The organism is Nonomuraea sp. SYSU D8015 (genome assembly GCF_008065375.1).
Lineage (GTDB): Bacteria > Actinomycetota > Actinomycetes > Streptosporangiales > Streptosporangiaceae > Nonomuraea.
Genome location: NZ_VJYI01000004.1, coordinates 149,918 through 165,439, shown reverse-complemented (window position 1 = coordinate 165,439; position 15,522 = coordinate 149,918). Strand labels below are relative to the sequence as shown.

General features: G+C 70.0%; 14 protein-coding genes and 1 pseudogene. All 15 read left to right on the top strand.

The annotated features are described in order from the left end of the window. The first annotated feature begins 20 nt into the window (after positions 1–20). Entirely contained in the window at positions 21–2,867 is a 2,847-nt protein-coding gene (locus tag ID574_RS20045) for an aminotransferase class III-fold pyridoxal phosphate-dependent enzyme (RefSeq protein ID WP_188190464.1), read from the top strand. 83 nt (positions 2,868–2,950) lie between these two features. Then, positions 2,951–4,597: an ABC transporter substrate-binding protein gene (locus ID574_RS20040; RefSeq protein WP_188190463.1), complete on the top strand. Its 1,647-nt coding sequence runs from the start codon at positions 2,951–2,953 to the stop codon at positions 4,595–4,597. Between the two features lie 4 nt (positions 4,598–4,601). After that, on the top strand, positions 4,602–5,546 hold the full coding sequence (locus ID574_RS20035; RefSeq protein ID WP_188190462.1) for an ABC transporter permease: 945 nt from the start codon (positions 4,602–4,604) through the stop codon (positions 5,544–5,546). Next, complete coding sequence (locus tag ID574_RS20030) at positions 5,543–6,412, top strand: ABC transporter permease (RefSeq protein WP_188190461.1); 870 nt, start codon at positions 5,543–5,545, stop codon at positions 6,410–6,412. The genes ID574_RS20035 and ID574_RS20030 overlap by 4 nt, the downstream gene beginning before the upstream one ends. Continuing rightward, positions 6,409–7,380: an ABC transporter ATP-binding protein gene (locus tag ID574_RS20025; RefSeq protein WP_188190460.1), complete on the top strand. Its 972-nt coding sequence runs from the start codon at positions 6,409–6,411 to the stop codon at positions 7,378–7,380. Before ID574_RS20030 ends, ID574_RS20025 begins: the two co-directional genes overlap by 4 nt. Beyond that, positions 7,373–8,176 (top strand): ABC transporter ATP-binding protein, encoded by an 804-nt coding sequence (locus tag ID574_RS20020; protein WP_188190459.1) that lies wholly within the window; start codon positions 7,373–7,375, stop codon positions 8,174–8,176. The genes ID574_RS20025 and ID574_RS20020 overlap by 8 nt, the downstream gene beginning before the upstream one ends. Further along, positions 8,173–9,606 (top strand): amidase, encoded by a 1,434-nt coding sequence (locus ID574_RS20015; RefSeq protein ID WP_188190458.1) that lies wholly within the window; start codon positions 8,173–8,175, stop codon positions 9,604–9,606. Before ID574_RS20020 ends, ID574_RS20015 begins: the two co-directional genes overlap by 4 nt. Positions 9,607–9,635: 29 nt before the next feature. Beyond that, the gene (locus tag ID574_RS20010) at positions 9,636–10,517 is read left to right on the top strand and encodes an amidohydrolase family protein (RefSeq protein ID WP_188190457.1); all 882 of its coding nucleotides are present in this window, start codon (positions 9,636–9,638) and stop codon (positions 10,515–10,517) included. After that, positions 10,514–12,022, top strand: coding sequence for a class I adenylate-forming enzyme family protein (locus ID574_RS20005; RefSeq protein ID WP_188190456.1), 1,509 nt, complete (start codon positions 10,514–10,516; stop codon positions 12,020–12,022). The genes ID574_RS20010 and ID574_RS20005 overlap by 4 nt, the downstream gene beginning before the upstream one ends. 13 nt (positions 12,023–12,035) lie before the next feature. Then, positions 12,036–13,472, top strand: a complete 1,437-nt coding sequence (locus tag ID574_RS20000; RefSeq protein ID WP_223166887.1) for a gamma-aminobutyraldehyde dehydrogenase — start codon at positions 12,036–12,038, stop codon at positions 13,470–13,472. Beyond that, positions 13,469–14,284, top strand: coding sequence for an ABC transporter substrate-binding protein (locus ID574_RS19995; protein ID WP_188190454.1), 816 nt, complete (start codon positions 13,469–13,471; stop codon positions 14,282–14,284). The genes ID574_RS20000 and ID574_RS19995 overlap by 4 nt, the downstream gene beginning before the upstream one ends. Positions 14,285–14,329: 45 nt before the next feature. Further along, complete coding sequence (locus tag ID574_RS59855) at positions 14,330–14,764, top strand: ABC transporter permease family protein (RefSeq protein WP_262496026.1); 435 nt, start codon at positions 14,330–14,332, stop codon at positions 14,762–14,764. After that, positions 14,707–14,958, top strand: a pseudogene (locus ID574_RS62840) (hypothetical protein); the annotation flags it as partial. The gene ID574_RS59855 and the pseudogene ID574_RS62840, both read left to right, overlap by 58 nt. 37 nt (positions 14,959–14,995) lie before the next feature. Beyond that, positions 14,996–15,250, top strand: a complete 255-nt coding sequence (locus tag ID574_RS62390) for an ABC transporter permease subunit (protein ID WP_336245526.1) — start codon at positions 14,996–14,998, stop codon at positions 15,248–15,250. Beyond that, the gene (locus ID574_RS19980) at positions 15,247–15,522 is read left to right on the top strand and encodes a hypothetical protein (RefSeq protein ID WP_188190921.1); all 276 of its coding nucleotides are present in this window, start codon (positions 15,247–15,249) and stop codon (positions 15,520–15,522) included. The genes ID574_RS62390 and ID574_RS19980 overlap by 4 nt, the downstream gene beginning before the upstream one ends.

Sequence of the window (15,522 nt, the reverse complement as noted above, 5' to 3'; positions counted from 1 at the left end):
AAACCTGTAAGGGAGACGATGTGACGCATACCGATTCCACGGACGAGCTCCATCGCGTCGGCGAGATCGCACGCCGCCTCTACGGGCTGGAAGGCAGCCCGTGGCCGCTGCCGGGGGAGAGCGATCGCAACTTCCGTCTGGACACGGAGGCCGGCCGGTTCGTCGTCAAGCTCCATGCGCCCTCCGCCGACCCGTCCGAGCTCGATCTGCAGGACGCGGCGCTGCTTCACCTCGCGGGTCAGACTGGTGCGCCTCCCGCACCCCAGGTGGTGCCGGCCGTCGACGGGCGGTGCCGCACCACCGCCTCCTGGCATGACGGCCCGCGCATGGTCAGGGTTCTCACCTGGATGGACGGCCGCCCGTGGGCCGAGGTGGAGCCGACCGAGACGCGTCTGAGGGATCTGGGCCGCCACGTAGCAGGCATCGACCGCGCTCTGCGGAACTTCGTCCATCCCGCGATGCGGCGCGAACTGCTGTGGAATGTGACCAGCGCCCCGCAGGTCGCGGAGCTGACGCCGCTGGTCACCGACGAACTCCGGCCGCTCGTGACCGAGGTGTTCGACCGCTATCGCGACCACGTCGCCCCTCGTCTCAGGGCTCTGCCCCACCAGGTGATCCACAACGACGCCAACGAGCTCAACATCCTGGTGAACGAGGACGGTCACGTCGCCGGGCTGATCGACTTCGGCGACGTGGTGTGGAGTCCGCGCATCTGCGGGCTGGCGGTGGCCGGAGCCTACGCGATGCAGGGACATGCCGATCCGCTGCGCGCGATCCCTCCGCTGGTGCGGGGCTACGACGAGGTGACGCCGCTGCGGCCGGACGAGTTGGAGGTCCTCTTCGACCTGATGCGGACCAGGCTGGCGATGAGCATTTGCCTGTCCGCTTACCAGCGCGCCAACGATCCCGCCAACGACTACCTGCTCATCAGCCAGAACGGGGTGACACAGACGCTGCGGCGGCTCGCCGGGACGAGCCCGGACCTGGCCTGCTTCCTGCTGCGGGACGCGGTCGGCTTCGAGGCCAATCCGCTGGCGCGAGCGGTGCGCCAGCACTTCGAGTCGGGTGCCGCCCGTCCCGTGTCCATGCTGGACGAAGACATGGCCACGTGCGCCGCCGTCGTGGTGGACCGCGCTGACCAGGACGTGCACGCAGGCGCCCGGCTGGTGCTGACCCGCCATGGAGAGGAGTCCGACCAGGGCGTGCACCTGGGCTGCGACCTGTACACCAGCGAGGCGGCCACCGTACGGTGTCCTCTCCCCGGGGTCGTCCGCGCGGCAGGGCCGGACTTGTCGGTCCTGCTGGAGCATCGGACGGACGACGGTGTGCCGTTCTGGACGTTCTACCAGCACCTGAACGCGAAATCGATCAGCACGGGGGACGAACTGACAGCCGGTGCCCCGATCGGGACGATCCACGGCTCGCGCCTGGCCCTCCAGTTGCTCACTCACCCCCTCGGCGCGGGCGTCGACCTCGCACCGGCCGGCGAAAGAGACCTGTGGGCCAGCGTGAGCATCGATCCCAACCTGTTGCTGGGACGCCCGGACGCCGGCGCGGCACGGCCGCGGAGGGAGGCGGCCGCCCTGGCGGCCCGCCGCCGCACCACCTTCAGCAGGGCGTTGAGCCTGTCCTACCGCGAGCCCCTGCACATCATCCGCGGGGAGGGCGCCTACCTCTACGACGCGTCCGGCCGCCCATGGCTGGATCTGGTCAACAACGTGTGCCATGTGGGGCACTGTCACCCGCGCGTGGTCGATGCGGCTCACCGGCAGGCGGCCCGGCTCAACACCAACACCCGGTATCTGCACGAATCCGTCGTCGAGTACGCCCGCCGGCTGGTCGAGCTACTCCCGGACCCGTTGCGGGTGTGCTTCTTCGTCAACTCCGGCTCCGAGGCCAACGACCTCGCGCTCAGGCTGGCCATGACCCACACGGGGGCGGAGGGCGTACTGGTCCTGGACCACGCCTATCACGGACATCTCACCTCGCAGATCGCGCTGAGTCCGTACAAGTTCAACCGACGGGGCGGGCGCGGCAGGCCGGACACCACGTACGTCTGCGAGCTGCCCGACCCCTACCGGGGGCGGCTGCGAGCCGGACGGGACGACGACCTCGGCAGCCGGTACGCCACCTCCGTCGAGGAGCAGATCAGCGCTCTGGCGGCCCGGGGCCGAAGACCGGCGGCGTACTTCGCCGAATCACTGCAGAGTTGCGGCGGTCAGATCGTCTACCCCGACGGCTACCTACGCCACGCCTTCGCTCACGTGCGCCGCGCCGGCGGGGTCTGCGTCGCCGACGAGGTGCAGGTAGGCCTCGGGCGGGTGGGGCGGCGCTTCTGGGGCTTCGAGCTGCAGGACGTCGTGCCGGACATCGTCACGCTGGGCAAGCCGCTGGGCAACGGACATCCGCTGGCCGCCGTCGTGACGACTCCCGAGATCGCGCGCTCCTTCGAGACGGGGATGGAGTACTTCAACACCTTCGGCGGCAACCCGGTGTCCGCCGAGGTCGGTCTGGCCGTGCTCGACGTCATCCGCGACGAGCGTCTCCAGGCCCGATCCCGTGGCCTCGGTGATCGGCTGCTCCACGGCCTGCGCCGTCTCCAGGAACGCCATCCCCTGATCGGGGACGTTCGCGGTGAGGGGCTGTTCATCGGGGTGGAGCTGAGCCTGGACGGCCGAGAGCCCGCCACTGCGCAGGCCACTGCGGTCAAGGAGGCGGTGAAAGCGCACGGGATCCTGATCTCCACAGATGGCCCGGACGACAACGTCCTCAAGATCAAGCCTCCGCTCGTGTTGACCGAGGCGGACTGTGACCTGTTCCTGGGCGTCCTCGAAGACGCGTTGATCACGACGGAAGCGTCCACTTAATTCCACATGTCTTGACGACTGGGCATTTTTTTGATCGATCGTTCGACTACTTATCTCCATCCGAGGAACGTGAGATGCAAGGCGTGCGAAGAAGGACCATCGCCATCACCGCGACCGCCCTGACGTTGGCGGCATCCGGCTGTTACCGGGACACCGGAGCCGCCGGGGAAACGGCCGCTCCGAGCGGTGCGCCACAGCAGGGACTCATCACGAACACCCCTCCCGGGACCGGGAAGGTCGACCGGATCACCTGGGCGCTCTACCGCGGCACCACCTCCATCGATCCGCTAACCGCCGGCGACTATCCCGAGATCACCGTGACGAGCCTCATGTGCGAGTCGCTGTTCCGGCAGGCCCCGGATGGATCGGTGGTCTCGGGCCTCGCGACGGCGCTGGACTTCCCTGATGCGAAGACCGCCGTTCTGACGCTGCGCGACGGCGTCACTTTCTGGGACGGATCATCCATGACGGCCGATGACGTCGTCTTCAGCATCGAGCGCAACCGCGACCCGAAGGCAGGCGGATACTGGGCACCTGTGCTGAACCGGGTGACCTCGGTCGAGGCCACCGGCCCGCGGCAGGTCACGCTGAAGCTGAAGCAACCGGACTACTGGCTGCGCAACGTGTTGTCGTACATGCCGGGCATGGTGATTTCCAAGCGGTACGCCGAGGCGCAGGGCAGGGACTACGGGACCGTCAAGGGCGGCGCCATGTGCACCGGCTCCTACAAGCTGGGCCAGTGGCGCACCGGCGACGTCCTGTCGGTGGTCCGCAACGACCGCTACTGGAATCGCGCGGCGGCACCGCTGGTGCGGCAGATCGACTTCAAGGGCATCCCCGACGAGGCCACGCTGACGGCCGCGCTGCTCACCGGAGAGGTGGACGGCGCCTACCTGGAACTGCCGCTGTCGACGATGGACCAGGTCCGCGCCAGTGACGCCGTGAAGGTCTACCGCGGCCCGTCCTACCTCATCGACGCGCTGATCGTCGCCGACATGGGCAGGGGGCCGCTCTCCGACGCGCGGGTGCGCCGCGCCCTGTCGCTGGCCGTAGACCGCGAGGCCTACATCCGTACCCTCTACAAGGGCACCGCCCAGCCCGCCCGCGCGCTCGGCACGCCCGGCACCTGGGGATACGAGCGTGCGGCCTTCCAGAGCGCGTGGGACGCCCTGCCCGCGCCCAAGATCGATCTTGAGGCCGCGCGGCGGCTTGTCCAGGAGGCCGGCGCGGCGGGTAAGACCGTGCGGTTCGGCATGAGCAACGAGATCAACAAACTCGCCACCGAAGCCAATCTCTTCAAGACGGCGGCTGAGAAGATCGGGCTGAAGGCCGAGCTGAAGGCGGTCTCAGCCGACGCCTACAGCGCGTTCTTCCTCGACCCGAAGGCCCGCGCCGACGTGGACGGCTTCTTCACCACCAACTACCCCAACTGGGCCGACCCCGGAGCGCTCTATGCGACGCTCTCCATCCCCGGCGGGCCGCAGGACTACGGTGGCTACCGTAACCCTGACGTGGCGGACCTGCTGGAACGGGCGCGCGGCGCGGAGGATCCAGGGAAGCGCGCCGAGTTCACCGTCCAGGCGCAGCGGGCCCTGACCGAGGACATGCCGTGGATCCCGATCGTCGCCCCCGACACGGTGCTGGTGCTCAACGCCAAGCTGACCGGGGCCACGGTGTCCTCTCAGCACCTGTTCGCGCCCTGGGCGGACCGGCTCGGAGGGGTGGGCTAGCCGCATGGCCGCCTATCTCGCGCGACGGGCGATCATGCTGGCGGCGACGCTGGTGGTGTCCAGCTTCGTGGTGTTCGCCGGGCTCTCAGTCGCTCCCGGCAACCCCCTGGCGACGCTCGCCGGTGGCCGCTCCCTGCCGCCTGACAGCGTGCGGGTGCTCGTGGAGCGTTACCACCTGGACGAGCCCTTCCTCGTCCAGTACGCCATGTGGCTGGGCAACGCGGTGCGGGGTGACCTCGGCGTGTCCATCGTCCTGCGGCAGGACGTGTCGGACCTCATCGCGTCCCGCGCCGGGACGACCATAGCCCTGGTCCTCTACGCCGCGCTCATCGTGCTGGTCGCGGGTGTGGCGTTCGGACTGCTGGCGGCGCTGCGGCCGGGGATCGTGGACTCGCTCGTCGTGATCTCGACGGCGGTGGTGGTGGCCATCCCGCCCTTCGTGGCCGCCATCGTCCTCATCGGGGTCTTCGCGGTCGGGCTGCGGTGGCTGCCCGCGCTCGGCAACGGATCAGGATTGTGGGACGGCATCCGGCACCTCACACTGCCCGCCTTCGCCCTCGCGGCGTCCGCCACCGCCTCCGTCGCCCGCGTCACCAGGACCTCGGTACGTGAGCAGCTCGATCGCGAGCACGTACAGACGGCGATCAGCCGCGGCATCCCGTACGCGGCCGTCGTGCGCCGCCATGCCCTGCGCAATTCCGCCGTCCCGATCAGCACGCTCGCCGGCATGACGGTGGCCTCGATGATCGCCCTGGCGGCCGTGGTCGAGCGGGCCTTCGGCCTCAACGGGCTGGGCGCGTACCTGGTCAGCGCTGTGCTGTCGAAGGACTTCGCCGTCGTACAGGGCATCTCGCTCGTGCTTGTCGCGTCCTTCGTCCTGGTCAACACCCTGGTCGACGTCGGCGCAGCGGCCCTCGACCCACGGATCAAGCTGGGGAGGCGATCATGACCACTACCCTCGCGACGTATCGGACACCGCGGCTGGGACCATTGGGTACGGCGGCCGCGACCGTGATCGTCGCAGCGGTCGTCCTCGCGGCGATCGGTCCGGCGCTCACCTCCGCCGACCCGAACGCCAGCGACTTCGCCCACGCCTACGGCGCACCCGAGCCGGGGCATGCGCTTGGCTATGACGGCCAGGGGCGCGACCTCCTCGCCCGGCTCCTTACGGGCGCCCGGACCTCGCTGCTCGGTCCGCTCTGGGTCGTCGCGCTGAGCATGGCGGTGGGCACCGTCGTGGCGATAGCCGCGGCGTGGCTCGGCGGCTGGCTGGACTCCGTGGTCTCCGCGGTGCTGGAGGTGATGTTCGCCTTCCCCGGCGTGCTTCTGGCGATGCTCGTCGCCGCGGTGTTCGGTCCCGGTCTCACCTCGGCGGTGCTCGCGCTCGCCGTGGCGTACGTCCCGTACATCGCCCGGCTGGTGCGCAGCGCGGCCCTGGCTGAGCGGCGCAAACCCTACGTGCAGGCGTTGGAGGTCCAAGGGGCCGGGGCGGTGGCGATCTGCGTGCGGCATCTCGTGCCGAACCTGATGCCGCTCATCACCGCGCAGGCGACCCTGTTCTTCGGCTACGCCATGGTGGATCTCGCCATCGTGTCGTTCTTCGGGCTCGGCGTGCAGCCGCCCGACGCCGATTGGGGCGTCATGGTCGCGAGCGGGCAGTCCGGCGTGCTCCAGGGCTACCCCGCCGAGTCACTGCTGGCAGGTGGCTCCATCGTGCTGCTGGTCGTGGCCTTCAACGTGCTCGGCGAGCGGCTCTCCGACGGCCGCCGTGCCCCGCGTCCGGGGTGGTTTCCCCGGCGAGGAGGTGTGTCGTGACGGGAGTTCTCGACCTCAACGGGCTGACCGTGCGGCTGCCCGGTCCGGACAGGCCAGTGCTCGATGACGTGTCGCTGTCCATTGCCGAGGGGGAAGCGCTCGGCCTGGTGGGCGAATCGGGATCGGGCAAGTCCATGACGGTGCGCGCGATCGTCAGGCTGCTGCCTGCGGGAGCGCAGGTGGAGGGCGTGGTCCGCGTCGGCGGCGTGGAGGTCGGGAGCCTGCGCGGCGCGGCGCTGCGTGAGCTGCGTGCCGTCGTGCCGGTGGTGTTCCAGGACCCACGCGCCCACATCAATCCGGTGCGCACCATCGGCGACTTTCTCACCGAGGGCCTCCGTACCCATCGCCGCCTGAGCCGCCGCTCAGCAGAGGACCGCGCCGTACGCCTCCTCGATGAGGTGGGCGTGGCGGATGGGCAGCGCAGGCTGCGGCAATACCCCCATGAGCTGTCGGGCGGGTTGCTGCAACGGGTCATGATCGCGGCAGCGTTGCTCGCCGAGCCGCGGCTGCTGCTGGCGGACGAGCCCACGACCGCACTTGACGTCACCACACAGGCCGAGGTGATGGCCGCCGTCGACGAGCTGCGCCGGGAGCGCGGCCTGGCCATGCTGTTCATCACCCATGATCTGGAGCTGGCGGCGGCCGTCTGCGACCGAACGGCGGTCATGTACGCCGGCCGAGTCATGGAGGTGCGAGCGTCGGCGTCCTTGCACGAGCACCCGCTGCACCCCTACACGGCCGCGCTCGCCGCCGCCCGCCCTTCCCTGGAGCGGAGAGCTGACCGCTTGGCTACCATTCCCGGCCGCCCGCTGTCGGCGTTCGAAGCGCCAGACGGCTGTGCGTTCGCCGACCGCTGCGCGCACATACGAGAACGCTGCCGCGAGGAGCGGCCGGCACTGCGGCCCCTGGGGGACGGGCAGGTGGCCTGTGTCCGAGCTGAGGGACTCCAGGTGGTGTTCCGTGACTGAGGCGATTCTCCAAGTGGAAGGGCTGCGTAAGACCTTCGGCGAGTCCGTCGCCGTGGCGGACGTGAGCTTCTCCCTGCGCCCCGGGGGCGCGCTGGCCGTTGTCGGCGAGTCCGGTTCCGGCAAGACCACCGTGGCCCGCATGATCGTCGGCCTGGAACGGCCCACCTCGGGCCGTATCACCGCCTGCGGGCACGACCGCTCGGAGCTGCCCCGCTCGGCGCGGGAGCGGCGCAGGCGCGGCGGCGAGGTTCAGATCGTCTTCCAGGATCCCTACTCCAGCCTCGATCCCCGGCAGAGTCCGGCCGCTGCCATCGACGAGGTGCTGCGCCTGCACACGCCCCTCGACCAGGCCAAGCGGCGGCGCAGGGTGGCCGAGCTCGCCGAGCTGGTGGGTCTCGACGAACGTCAGCTGGCCGCCCTGCCTGCCCGGCTGTCCGGTGGGCAGCGCCAGCGGGTCGCCATCGCCAGGGCGCTGGCCGCCGAGCCGCGGATCCTCATCCTCGACGAGTCCGTAGCCCCGCTCGACGTGTCGATCCAGGCCCAGGTGCTCAATGTGCTGGCGGACGTGCGCGAGCGCACAGGGATCGCGTACCTGTTCATCAGCCACGACCTCGCCGTCGTCCGCCAGGTCGCCGACGACGTCGTCGTCATGCGGCACGGCTCGATCGTGGAACGCGGCCCCGCCGCCCAGGTACTCGACGAGCCGCGGCATCCGTACACGCGCCTGCTGCGCGCAAGCGTCCCAGGCCCCGGCTGGCGCCCCGCCCGCCGGACTATCAGCAAGGAGACACGATGACGGACCCCATCGGCACCGGCTCCGAAGGCTGGCCTACTGCCACCGAGCTGGCCGGGCACATCGCGAGCGGCGAGGCCAGTTCGCGAGAGATCGTAGAGGGCTATCTGGCGCGCATCGCCGCGATCAACCCCGCGTTGAACGCGTTCTGCCACGTGGCCCCCGAGGAGGCCCGCGAGGCCGCCGACGCCGCTGACGTACGGGTACGGCAGGGCGGGAGACTGCCGCCCTTCCTCGGCGTCCCGATCGCGATCAAGGACCTGCACCCGGTACGCGGCTGGCCACTGTGCAGCGCCTCCAACGGCGTCGGCCACGACGTCATGAAGAGTGACGCCCCGGCGGTGCGGGCCCTGCGCGAGGCGGGCTTCGTGTTCCTGGGCGCGACGACCTCTCCTGAGTTCGGCACCGTCTCGGTCACCGAGTCGGCGCGCCACGGCGCCACCCGCAACCCCTGGAGCCTGGAGCACAGCCCGGGGGGATCCAGCGGTGGGTCGGCGGCGGCCGTGGCCGCGGGCCTGCTGCCGGTCGGGCACGCCTCGGACGGAGCCGGCTCCATCCGGGAGCCCGCCAGCTACTGCGGGCTGGTGGGCATGAAGCCAAGCCGCGGCCTCGTCCCCTCCGATGCCCACTACATGGAGGGCTTCGCGACCGAGGGGGTCCTCACCCGCACCGTGCTCGACACCGCGGCGATCCTGGACATCTTCGCCGTCGCGCCCCGGCCCACCTGGTACGCCCCACCCCGGCCTGACATGCCGTTCCGGCAGCGGGCCGAGCGCGACCCCGGGCGGCTGCGCGTCGGACTCAACCTTCAGCCGGCGTTCCCCGCGCACGTGCACCCGGCCGCCGTCGCCTTGGCCCGCCGTGCCGCCGACCTCCTCGCCGACCTCGGGCATGAGGTGGTCGAGCAGGACGTTCCCGGCCTCGATCCCGAGTGGTTCACCGCCCGGTTCGACATCCTGTACGCCACCGGCTCGGCCGACTGCGCGGTGGTGGACGAGTCCGCCGTGGAGCCGCTCAACCGGACGCTCCGCCAGGCCGCCCGCGAGACCGACGCGCTGACGTACGTGACCGCCGTTCTCGACCTCCAGCTTCGATCGGCAGAGATGTACCAGGCGTGGGACGCCGTGGACGTCCTGCTCACCCCCACGAATCCCGTTCTCGCGCCCCGCGTGGGATCCCTCTGGGAGGGACAGGACGCGGACCCGTGGCTGCCGCTGCGCCGGGCGGAGGAGACCGCCTCGCTCACCGTCCTGGCCAACATGCTGGGCCTGCCCGCGATCTCCATCCCGCTCGTCGAGCAGCCCGGCCGCCTGCCGCTGGGCATCCAGCTCATCGGCGGCAGATGGCAGGACGGCACGGTCCTCGCCCTGGCGGGACAGCTCGAACGCGCCCACCCCTGGCGGCACCGCAAGCCGACCGGTCTCCCGCTGTGACCGACACCCCTCACCCGGAGGAACATTCCATGAATTCGGCAGTTTCGACGATCATCGACTTCCGCGTGCGAGTGCCCAGCGCCGTCCGCCCCCCGATCTCCGCAGCGGGCGAGGTCTACACGCAGTACGAAGCGGTTCTCGACATCGGCAACGGCTGGCACAAGGACATGAACGAGCTGCTGGCCGAAATGGACGAGGCCGGCGTCGGGCACGCCGTGCTGCACGCCGAGTACGAACACGGCGACTACGCCGACGCACTCAACGAGGAGGTCGCCGAGCAGGTCCGGCTCCGGCCGGAGCGGTTCTCCGGCTTCGGGACGGTGACGCTGGAACCCTTGTCCGTCATGCGGGCGGTGCGCCAGGTCGAGCGGGTGGCCGCGCTGGGGCTCAAGGGAATCAACGTGCAACCGTCGTTCTTCGGTCTCGCGATCGACGACCGCCTGCTCTATCCCGTGTACGCCAAGGCCACCGAGCTGGGCCTGGCCGTCGGAATCCACACCGGCGTCAACTACTCGCGGCGCCATCCCATCGAGGCCGAACGCCCCGTCCGGCTGGACCAGGTCGCCTGCGACTTCCCTGAGGCCACCCTCATTGCCTGTCATGCGGCCTGGCCGTGGGTGCCGGAGATCGTCGCGGTGGCACGGCGGCACCCCAATGTGCTGATCGACTTCGGCGGCCTGGCCCCCAAGTATCTCGGCGTGCCGGGCTCAGGCTGGGAGATGATGCTGCGTTTCATGGATCGGCTGCTGCGCCACCAGGTCTTGTTCGCCACCGATTGGCCGGTCTTCCCGCACCAGCGGGCACTGGAGGAGTGGCACCGCCTCGGACTGCGCGCAGAAACGCTGGACGCGCTGCTGCACGGAAACGCCAGCCGGTTGTTGTCGGCCCGTGACGAAGCGGTGCTGGTATGAGCATTCCCCGGTTGCCGCGCATCACCGATTATGTCGAGCATTGGGCCGCACACCGTCCGGCCAGGGAGGCGCTGGTCGGCGAGACCGGACGCTGGACGTATGAGCGCCTGCGCCACGACGTCGACCGCTGCGCTGCGGCGCTGCTGGCGGCAGGCGTCAGGCGTGGCGACCGGGTAGCGCTGCTCGGCCACCCGCAACCCGAAAGCTTCGTGGTCTTCTTGGCGACGGCGAGCATCGGCGCCATTTGGGTGGGCCTGAATCCGAAGTACACCACCGCAGAGCTGGCCCACGTGGTCGCCGACAGCGAGCCGGCCCTGCTGTTCGGCATGCTCGGCCCCGACGACCCCACGCTGCGCAGGCTGTCGTCAGGCCGGAAGACACGCGTGGTGACCTATCAGTCGTCCTCCTACGAGGAATTCCTCCAGGCGGAGCCCGACGATCGCCTCCTGGCCGCCCGGCGGCAGGTGGAACCGCTGGATCCAGCCGCGATGATCTACACGTCGGGCAGCACGGGCAAGCCGAAGGGTGCGCTCGTCCCCCACTGGGGACTGGCGCACTGCGGGGTGGTGCAGTCCGGCCGCTGGTACGGCGACGCGCCCCGCAAGCTGTGCGACCTGCCGCTCAACCACATCGGCGGGCTCGGCGACATCAGCACGTCGATCCTGGTGGCGGGCGGCACGGTGGTCTACATGCCCCGCTTCGACCCGGCGGAGGCTCTCCGCACGGTGGAACGCGAACGCTTGACCCACCTCTACTGCATCCCCACGCAGCTCCTGGCGATGGCCGCCACGCCGGAGTGGCGAGAGTGCGACCTCGGCTCCTTGGAGTACATCCTCTGGGGTGGAGCGGCGGCACCCCAGAGCTTGCTGGAGGCCTTGTCGCGCACGGGCGCCCGGCTTGCCACCAGCTACAGCCTCACTGAGTCGACCGGCTCGGTCACCTACACAGATCCCGGCGACTCCCTGGAGGTGCTGTCGTGGAGCGTGGGCCGGGTGGACCCGCATTACGAGGTGACGCTGCGCGCGCCGGACAGCGCCTCGGGGAAAGCCGGTGAGCTGCTGATCCGGGGCGACTTCATCACCCGCGGCTACTTCCGCAACCCGGAGGCGACCCGAGCGGCCATCGACGCAGACGGCTGGCTCCACACCGGCGACCTGGCGGTGGAGGAGCAAGGCGGTCACATCCGCCTCGTCGGCCGGCTCAAGGAGATGTTCAAGTCCGGCGGCTACAACGTCTATCCCCGCGAGATCGAGGTCGCGCTCGAGGCCCACCCGGCAGTGGCGCTCGCGGCCGTGGTCGGGGTGCCGGACGAGCGGTGGGGCGAGGTGGGCCACGCGTTCGTGGTGCCGAGCGCGCCGGTGACGGAGGCGGAGCTGCGCGAGCACGCCCAGACCCGCCTGGCCAACTACAAGGTTCCGAAGGTGTTCCGGCTGGAAGACGAGCTGCCCAAGCTGGCCGTCGGCAAGGTCGACAAGGTGAAGCTGCGCCTTCTGGCCGCATCCTGACATGGAGACAGACATGCCTGACATCCGCGTGCTGCGGAACTTCATCGACGGCGAGCTCACCGATTCGATCGAGCGGCGATCATCGCCCGTACTGAATCCGGCGACCGGTGAAACCATCGCCAGCGCCCCACGATCAGGTCCCGAGGACGTCGAGTTCGCGGTGGCCGCCGCCAAGGCGGCCTTCCCCCGCTGGTCCGCGACGACTCCGGGAGAGCGGGCGCTCGCGCTGCTGCGGCTGGCGGACGCGATCGAGGAGCATGGGACCGAGCTGGCCGAGCTGGAGTCGGCCAACGCCGGCAAGCCACTGCACGTGGTGAAGAATGATGAGATCGGCACCATGGCCGACAACCTGCGCTTCTTCGCCGGCGCGGCCCGCTGCCTGGAGGGCAAGGCGGCAGGGGAATACGTGGCCGGCTACACCTCGATGATCCGCCGCGAGCCGGTGGGCGTGGTCGGGCAGATCACCCCGTGGAACTACCCGATGATGATGGCGGTGTGGAAGCTCGGCCCGGCACTCGCAGCCGGGTGCACGACCGTGCTCAAGCCCGCGCCCACGACTCCGGTGACGACCGTGCGGCTCGCGGAGCTGGCCGCGGACATCCTTCCGCCAGGCGTGCTCAACGTCGTCGTCGGCGGGAACGAGCCCGGCGCCGCACTGGTTGAGCACCCGGACGTCGAGCTGGTCTCGCTGACCGGATCCGTGGAGACGGGCAGGTGGGTGGCCGAGCACGCGGCCCGCACGCTCAAGCGCGTCCATCTGGAGCTCGGCGGCAAGGCCCCCGTTGTGGTCTTCGACGACACCGACCTGGAGACGGCACTGGAGGTGATCGCCGGAGCCGGCTACTACAACGCCGGCCAGGACTGCACGGCGGCGGCCCGCGTGCTCACGTCCGAGCGCCTATATGACGACGTCGTGGCCGGGTTGGCGGACAAAGCCGGCAAGCTGGTGCTGGGCGACACCCGCGACCCCGGCACGACGCTCGGCCCCCTCAACAGTCCGCACCAGCGCGAGCGGGTCGAAGGCTTCCTCGACCGCCGTCCCGCGCATGCCCAGCTCGTCACCGGCGGCCGTGCCGCCGACCGGCCCGGCTTCTTCTACGAGCCCACGGTGGTCGCCGGGCTTCGCCAGGACGACGAGCTGGTCCAGCGGGAGATCTTCGGACCTGTCATCACCGTCCAGCGCTTCGGCACCGAGGAGGAGGCCGTCGCGCTGGCCAACGGCACCCCGTACGGCCTGGCGTCGTCGATCTGGACCCGCGACGTCGGCCGCGCCCTGCGCATGTCGAAGGAGCTACGGTTCGGCTGCGTCTGGATCAACGACCACGTCCCGCTGGCATCCGAGATGCCGCACGGCGGCTACAAGCAATCGGGTTACGGCAAGGACTTGTCGGCTTACGCCCTCGAGGACTACACGCACGTCAAGCACGTCATGGCCAGCTTGCGCCGATGAGGACGGCCACCCCGGACGAGCGGACGCTGGTCATCAAGATGAAAAGGGCCAGCACCTTCACGCTCACCTGGCTGAGCAACGGTTCGTCCGTCATCGTGCCCGCGAACTTCGGCGGGATGAGCCGCAAGGACTTCTTCGCCAAGCCGATCGGCGCCGGGCCGTTCGTCGTGGGCTCCTACCAGCCGGGACAGCGGCTCGTGCTCGAACGCAACCCCCACTATCACGATCCAGAGCGGCCCTATCTGGACCGCCTCATCCACGACGTGGTGAGCGATCCCAACCAGCAGATGCTCCGTTACCAGAGTCGTCAGGCCGACGCCATCGAAGCCGTCCCGCTCAGCCTGGCCGGCCAGATACCGGAGAACGAACGGGTGCTCGTCCACCCGTCGGCGACGATTCACGGCATCTTCGTCAACGCCACCAGACAACCGGGGAACGACATCCACTTCCGGCGTGCAATGAGCCTCGCCATCGATCGCGGTCAGTACGCCCAGGCGGTGTTCGGCGGGCTGGCCGTACCGGCGACCAGTGGCCTGCCACCGCGGGTCCAGGGGTCGGTCGGATGCGGCTGCACGTACGAGACGGGATCGAGCAGGCGAAAGCCGAGCTGGCACAGTTGTCCTAGGCCTGGGACGAAGGTGGAGCTGGTCGTCGACGCGACGACGCCGTTCTCAACCCGGGCCGGCGAGACCGCGGCCGCTCGGCTGCGAGCCATCGGCATCGACGTCGACCTGCAGAAATTGGAAGTCCAGGTGCTCGTCGACCGGCAGGCGAAGGGCGCCGACTACGCCCTTCCTGTTCTATCCCGCTGACCTGTTACGGACCGGCTGACCATGTCCTCCGGACGGTTGCGCTTCATGGCCACCAGGCTGATCCAGGTCGTCCCGGTACTGGCCGTGCTTCTGCTCATCGTCGTCCTGCTCCAGCAGCTGATGCCCGGGGATCCGGCGCGCATCGTCGCGGGGCCGCGGGCAAGCGCCGAGCAAGTGGCCCAGGTCCGCCGGGACCTGGGTCTCGACCAGCCGCTCCTCATGCAGTTCTCGACCTACGTGACGAACCTCGCGAGCGGGGACCTCGGCCGGTCCAACAGAACCGGGATCCCCATCGCCGCCATCGTCGGCGACCGCGCGGGCGCGACGGCGTGGCTGCTGACCGGCGGCCTCATCGTCAGCACGGCGCTGGCGGCTCCCGCCGCGCTGCTCATGGCGCTCCGGCGGGATCGACCGCCGCGAGGATTTGTGAGCGATCACTCACGGTCCTCGTCAACTGCCCGCCTTTCTGGATCGGCCTGATGCTGGCCTCGCTGCTGGCGTTGCGAACCGGGTGGCTGTCTGTCGGCGGCTTCGGCGAGAGCTTCGGCGAGCGGCTCCGCTCGATGGTGCTGCCGTCGCTGACGATCGGCCTGGCCGCGATGCCGCTCCTCACACGCAGCGGCGCCGTGAGCCTGCGCCAAGTGGTCGCCGCCGAACACGTTACGACCGCACGGTCCCTCGGACTGTCCGGGTGGGCGCTCGTCCGCCGGCATGTGCTACGCAACGCGCTCCGCCGGCCGTCACGTTGCTGGCTGTCCAGGCCGCCGCGCTGTCGTTCGGGGCGGTCGTCGTCGAACAGACCTTCGGCCTGCCGGGCTGGGCGCAGAGATGATCAACGCGGCGAGCCGGCGCGACTTCCAGGTCGTCCAGGCACTCACGCTGATCTTCGGCACGGCCATCATCGCCATCAACCTGATCGCCGACCTGGCCGTCGCGCTGCTCGACCCGAGGACGACCTGGCGATGACGGCGGTCACGGTCACTCCATCGCGCGGGTTCGGCCGGACTCGCTGGACGGCCGCCGGGCTGCTGTCGCTGATGATCCTCGCCGCGGTCCTCGCACCGCTGCTGGCCCCTGCCGACCCGGCCCAGCAGACGCTCGACCAACTCCGGCCGCCCAGTGCCGACCATCCGCTCGGCACGGACGCGCTCGGCCGGGATGTGCTGTCCCGGCTGCTGTTCGCGTTGCGCGTCGATCTGCTGCTGATGGTGCTCGCGGCTGGGCTCCCGTCCTGCTGA